The organism is Bradyrhizobium sp. P2_E8, from assembly GCF_056403875.1.
In genome coordinates this window covers 1-5,045 of sequence record NZ_JBFUES010000547.1, presented here as the reverse complement: position 1 = coordinate 5,045, position 5,045 = coordinate 1, and the positions used below count along the sequence as shown (strand labels likewise).

Here is a 5,045-nt window from a genome sequence, read left to right as displayed (position 1 = left end):
CTCGTCGACCTCTACTTCGTTTCGAGCCTGGGCGAGGCCGCGATCGCGGGCGTCGCCGCGGCCGGCAACGCCGGCTTTCTCGTCAATGCCTTGATGCAGGTGCTCGGCGTCGGCACGGTTGCGTTGATGGCGCATGCGGTGGGCCGCAAGGATCGTGGCGATGCCAATCTGGTGTTCAACCAGTCGGTCGTCCTGTCGGTGCTGTTCGGGCTGCTGACACTGGTTGCGGGTTTCGCGCTGTCGCGTCCCTATATGCGCGCGGTCGCGGCCGACAAGGCAACGGTCGAAGCCGGCACCGTCTATCTGCTCTGGTTCATGCCGGCGCTGGCGCTGCAATTCGCGACGCAAGTGATGGCATCCGCATTGCGGGCGACCGGCATCGTGCGGCCGAGCATGCTGGTGCAGGCGCTCGCGGTGGGCATCAACATTGCGCTGGCGCCGGTCCTGATCTCGGGCTGGGGCACCGGGCATCCGCTCGGTGTCGCCGGGGCAGGCCTCGCAAGCTCGATCGCAGTCTTCGTCGGCGTGCTCATGCTGCTCGCGTATTTCTTGAAACTGGAGCGCTACGTCGCCTTTCATCCTGCGCAATGGCGGCCGCAGCTTCGGCAGTGGAAGAGAATCCTCAATGTTGGCCTGCCGGCCGGCGGCGAATTCGCGATGGTCTTCATCATCATGGCGGTGGGCTATTATGTGCTGAGCGTTTTCGGACCGGCGGCGCAGGCCGGATTTGGTATCGGCACGCGTCTGCTCGRCCTGATCCAGATGCCTGCGCTCGCCATTGCGCTGGCGGCGGGGCCCATCGCCGGCCAGAACTTCGGCGCCGGCAATGGCGCGCGCGTGCGGGAGACCTTTGTCAAGGCGGCGCTTGTCGCGACCGCCGTGATGATTGTCTTCCTGATCCTCGCGCAACTCGCGCCAGGTCTGTTGCTTGCCGGCTTCTCGAGTGATCGGGAAACGATGGCGGTCGCGTCGCTCTTCCTGCGCATCGTCTCGTTCAACATGGTGGCGCAGGGGCTGATCTTCACCACCTCCAGCATGTTCCAGGGGCTCGGCAACACCAAGCCCGTGCTGGTGACCTCGGCAATGCGGGTCCTCACCTATTCCCTACCGTCGATCTGGCTCTCGACGTGGCCGGGCTTTCGGATGGAGCACGTCTGGTATTTGTCGATCGCGACAACGACGCTTCAGGCCGCGTTGAGCGTGTGGTTGCTACACCGCGAATTCGGCAAGCGCCTGACTCCGCTTCGACACGCCGGGGTTCCGGAGCACGTGGAGGCTGAGCCTGAAGCGCCTCCTGCGCGCTTGCCGGCATAGCGACAGCCTGGTCCTGCCGCGACAAGGACGCATGTTCGTTGGCGCGCGCGTCAATGCGCGCCAAAGCTGTTCCAGACGAGGCCGAGCCCCGACAGGAACAGCAGACCGAGCACGACATCGCCAAAGTGCTTGTCGCTCAGCGCGTGATAGACGCGTGCGCCGGCCCATGCGCCGATCAACGTGCCGGGAAACGCGACCAGCGCGAGCCAGACCACCTTGAACGCGACGAGGCCCGATGCCGTCTGCAACACCAGCGCGGTCGCGAGCACGGTGAAATTGAAGAGCTGGAAGATGCCGCGCCGCTCGTGCTTGTTCCAGCCGCGAATGTTGGCCCACAGGATCGGCAGCGGTCCGGACAGTCCCGCAAGTCCGCCCAGAATGCCGCCGGCAAAACCGATCGCGCCGTCGGCGATCCGGCCGCCGAAGGTGATGGCGAGCGGCCTCTTGTTCAGATAGAGCGCGCTCGAGAAGACCAGCAGCAGCACGCCGATGCTCAGCTTGAACACCTTTGGATCGGCCGAGGCGACCATCATGGTCCCCAGCGGCACCCCGATCAGCCCGCCGATCAGGAACGGCCAGACCAGCGAGAGATCAAAACTCTTCCACATCGACGGCAGCGTCGAGGTCTGCGCGATCACCGAGCAGATCAGCACCAGGGGCACCGCGAGCGAGGGCGGCAGCACGTAGAGCCAGATGCCGAGCGCCATCAGCGCCGTGCCGAACCCGGCCAGGCCCGAGACGAAGCCGCCGGCCAGTGCGCCGAGCGGCAGCAGCGCGTAAGCGTAGGTTTCCAACGGATTGTCCTTGTCGCCACCGGCGATCCCGAACTGTTGATCGCCACCGCCCGCATAGCACGGCTGCGGCCGTGCAGGTCAATCCATCCTGCACGCAGGCGTGGTCTGCGGCGTCGGGCTTTTCCGGATCATGCTCTAGACGATCTGCCTGATGTCGGCGGGCTTGTGCAGCGCGCCGACGAGGATACGCAGTGCTTCGGTCAATTCCGCCCTGTTGCGTGCGGCGCCCAGCGAGACGCGGGCCGCATGCGGCGGCGTCCCGTCGATGGTGAAGGCATCGCCGGCCACGACAGCGAGTCCATTCCGCAGCAGATGCGCCGCGACGTCGGGGCGGCCCTCCGGCAGACGCAGCCACAGATGATGGGCGGCGGGCTTGGCCAGGAATTGAAAGCCTTTCAGTGCGCGCTGCGCGAGTTGCTGGCGGCCCACCGCCTCGTTGCGAATGGCGGTGATGATGCGATCGGCGATGCCGGTTTCGAGCCAATGCGTCACCAGCGCAACCATCAGCGGCGCCGGCATCTGCACGGTGGCCTGCAAATAGGAACGCATCTCCTGTTGCGCGGCGTTGCCGGGAGCCACGAGAAAGGCGACACGCAGTGCCGGTGCGATGCATTTTGACAGCGTGGTGGCCAGATACGTCCGCTCCGGAATGAGGTTGGCGATCGGAGCTGCCGAGCGGTCGAGCAGCCCGTAGGCGTCGTCCTCGATCAGCGTGGTGTCGGCATCGCGGATGATCCTTGCGATGGCGCCGCGCCGCTCGGCGGAAAGTGTCGCCGTGGTCGGATTGTGCAGCGTCGGGATGAGGTAGACGGCCTTCGGTCTGTGCGCGCGACAGGCCTTTGCGAGCGCATCGGGCAGGATGCCGCCGTCATCCATGGCGACGCCGACGAGCTTGATGCCGAGCCGTGCCGCGGCGGCCTTGATGCCGGGGAAGGTGAGCGCTTCCGTGAGCACGACGTCGCCGGGCCGCGCGAGATGGGCGAGCAGGTTGAACAGGATGGTTTGCGTGCCGGGAAAGATCACGAGCCGGTCGGCGTGCGCGTGCGGAACGCGCGCGCGCATCCACCGCGCCGCGACCTCGCGCTCATGCGCGCTGCCGCCGGGCGGCTGGTAGTTCAGGAATGCGGTCAACCCCGATTGCGCGCGGATGGCTTCCATCCCGGCGATGATGCGCTCGTCGAGCTGCGCTTCCAGCGGATGCGGTGGCACGTTCATCGAGAGATCGATCGCAACGGGATGCGGCAAGTCGACCGCGCGGCGCGCGCTGGTCTCCGACACGAACGAGCCCTGTCCGACGCGGGCCTCCAGAATCCCGCGGCGCCGCGCCTCGGTGTAGGCGCGCGTCACCGTGGTGAGGTCGATGTCGAGCGCTTTGGCGAGTGCGCGCTGCGTCGGCAGCTGCTGGCCACGCACCAGCCGGCCGGCTGCGATGTCGGCCTCCATGGCATCGACGATGCGCTGGTAGCGCGGCCCGCTCAGCTCCGAGATTGTAGGGGTCCAATCCATGCAATGTAGGCCTATATCCTTTGAATGTATGGATACAGGATATTATTGTATGGATCGGTGAAAAGGAAGAGGTGCTGTCATGGCAACCGGTTCAGTCTCTCTCACGAAGGCGATGTGGCGCGGTTTCTTGGGCAAGTGCCCGAACTGCGGCGAAGGACATATGTTCGGTCGTTTCCTGAAGGTCGCGGACAGCTGCGACCATTGCGGCGAGGAGCTGTTCCATCAGCGCGCCGATGACTTCCCGGCCTATCTGGTGATGGTCGTGGTCGGCCATCTCGTGGTGCCGGCGATCCTCGCGGTCGAGACCGCCTATGCCCCGCCGGTCTGGCTGCAACTGGCGGTGTGGCTGCCGGTGACGCTGTTCGCGTCGCTTGCGTTGTTGCAACCGACCAAAGGCGCCATCGTCGGCCTGCAATGGCAGATCGGCATGCATGGCTTTGAGGCTGGCAAGTTGCGGCGCGAGGCCGGTGCGCTCGTCCTCGCAAAAGTGAATACGCGCGCGGCGTGAGCGGGTAGCGTTTACATCGCGCGCGCGGCCGCTACACTCCATCGTACAAACAAGAACGATGGAAACGCCGATGACCGCACGCGCGAAGACCTTCCTGCTCTGTCACGGCGCGTGGTCCGGCGGATGGGCCTGGAAGAAGATGCATCCGCTGATGGCGCAGGCCGRCCACCGCCTGGTCGCGCCGACCTACACCGGGCTCGGCGAGCGCTCGCATCTGGCCAATCCCGCAATTGATCTCGAGACGCACATCCAGGACATCCTCAACGTCATCGCCTTCGAGGACCTCCGCGATATCGTGCTGCTCGGCCACAGCTATGGCGGCATGGTCGCGACCGGCGTTGCCGACCGCGCGCGCGAGCGTGTGACGCAGCTGATCTATCTCGACGCCTTCGTGCCGCGTGACGGCCAGTCGCTGTTCGATCTCAACGAGAGCGGGCGCGAGCCGATGCGCAAGGCGGCGGCCGCCGCCGACGGCTACCGTATCCCGCCGAACCCGCCGCCATCGGATACGCCGCAAGCCGATCTCGACTGGCTCAACGCGCGCCGGGTTGCCATGCCGGTCAAATGTTTCGAGACCAAGTTGAAACTTGGGCACGGCGAACCTGCAATGCCGCGCAGCTACATATACTGCACGCGCACTCCGCCGGGCGATGTGTTCGGGCAATTCGCGAAGCGCACGAAGAGCGAGGAGGGCTGGCGCTATTTCGAGCTCGACGCGAGCCATGCGCCGAATGTCACGGGGCCGGAGGCGCTGATGGGTGCGTTGAACGAGATCGTCGCCTGACCCACAGCCGTCATTCCGGGGCTCGCGAAGCGAGAACCCGGAATCCATTCCTCCACCAACTCTGCGGCTCGATGGATTCCGGGTTCGTGCTGCGCACGCCCCGGAATGACAGCAGCAAAAATGGTGAGGGGTCCGATGC

At 65.7% G+C, this 5,045-nt stretch carries 5 protein-coding genes; 3 read left to right on the top strand and 2 right to left on the bottom strand.

Features of this window, described 5'->3' with window-relative positions; all coding sequences use genetic code 11:
- Positions 1-1,314: MATE family efflux transporter (locus AC1D00_RS26090; RefSeq protein ID WP_477012628.1), on the top strand; the 1,314-nt coding region annotated here is incomplete at its 5' end.
- A gap of 50 nt (positions 1,315-1,364) precedes the next feature.
- Here the strand turns inward: AC1D00_RS26090 and AC1D00_RS26085 are convergent.
- Both AC1D00_RS26085 and AC1D00_RS26080 read right to left on the bottom strand, forming a co-directional pair.
- On the bottom strand, positions 1,365-2,108 hold the full coding sequence (locus tag AC1D00_RS26085; protein ID WP_135175837.1) for a sulfite exporter TauE/SafE family protein: 744 nt from the start codon (positions 2,106-2,108) through the stop codon (positions 1,365-1,367).
- 135 nt (positions 2,109-2,243) lie between these two features.
- Positions 2,244-3,614, bottom strand: coding sequence for an aminotransferase-like domain-containing protein (locus tag AC1D00_RS26080; protein WP_477012627.1), 1,371 nt, complete (start codon positions 3,612-3,614; stop codon positions 2,244-2,246).
- Positions 3,615-3,693: 79 nt separating this feature from the next.
- On the opposite strand from AC1D00_RS26080, the gene AC1D00_RS26075 reads away from it, so the two are divergent.
- Together AC1D00_RS26075 and AC1D00_RS26070 are read left to right on the top strand one after the other, a co-directional pair.
- Positions 3,694-4,122: a DUF983 domain-containing protein gene (locus tag AC1D00_RS26075; RefSeq protein WP_477012626.1), complete on the top strand. Its 429-nt coding sequence runs from the start codon at positions 3,694-3,696 to the stop codon at positions 4,120-4,122.
- A 70-nt stretch (positions 4,123-4,192) separates the two neighbouring features.
- A complete protein-coding gene (locus AC1D00_RS26070) occupies positions 4,193-4,906 on the top strand; it encodes an alpha/beta fold hydrolase (RefSeq protein WP_477012625.1) in 714 nt (237 codons plus the stop codon).
- Positions 4,907-5,045 lie beyond the last annotated feature (139 nt).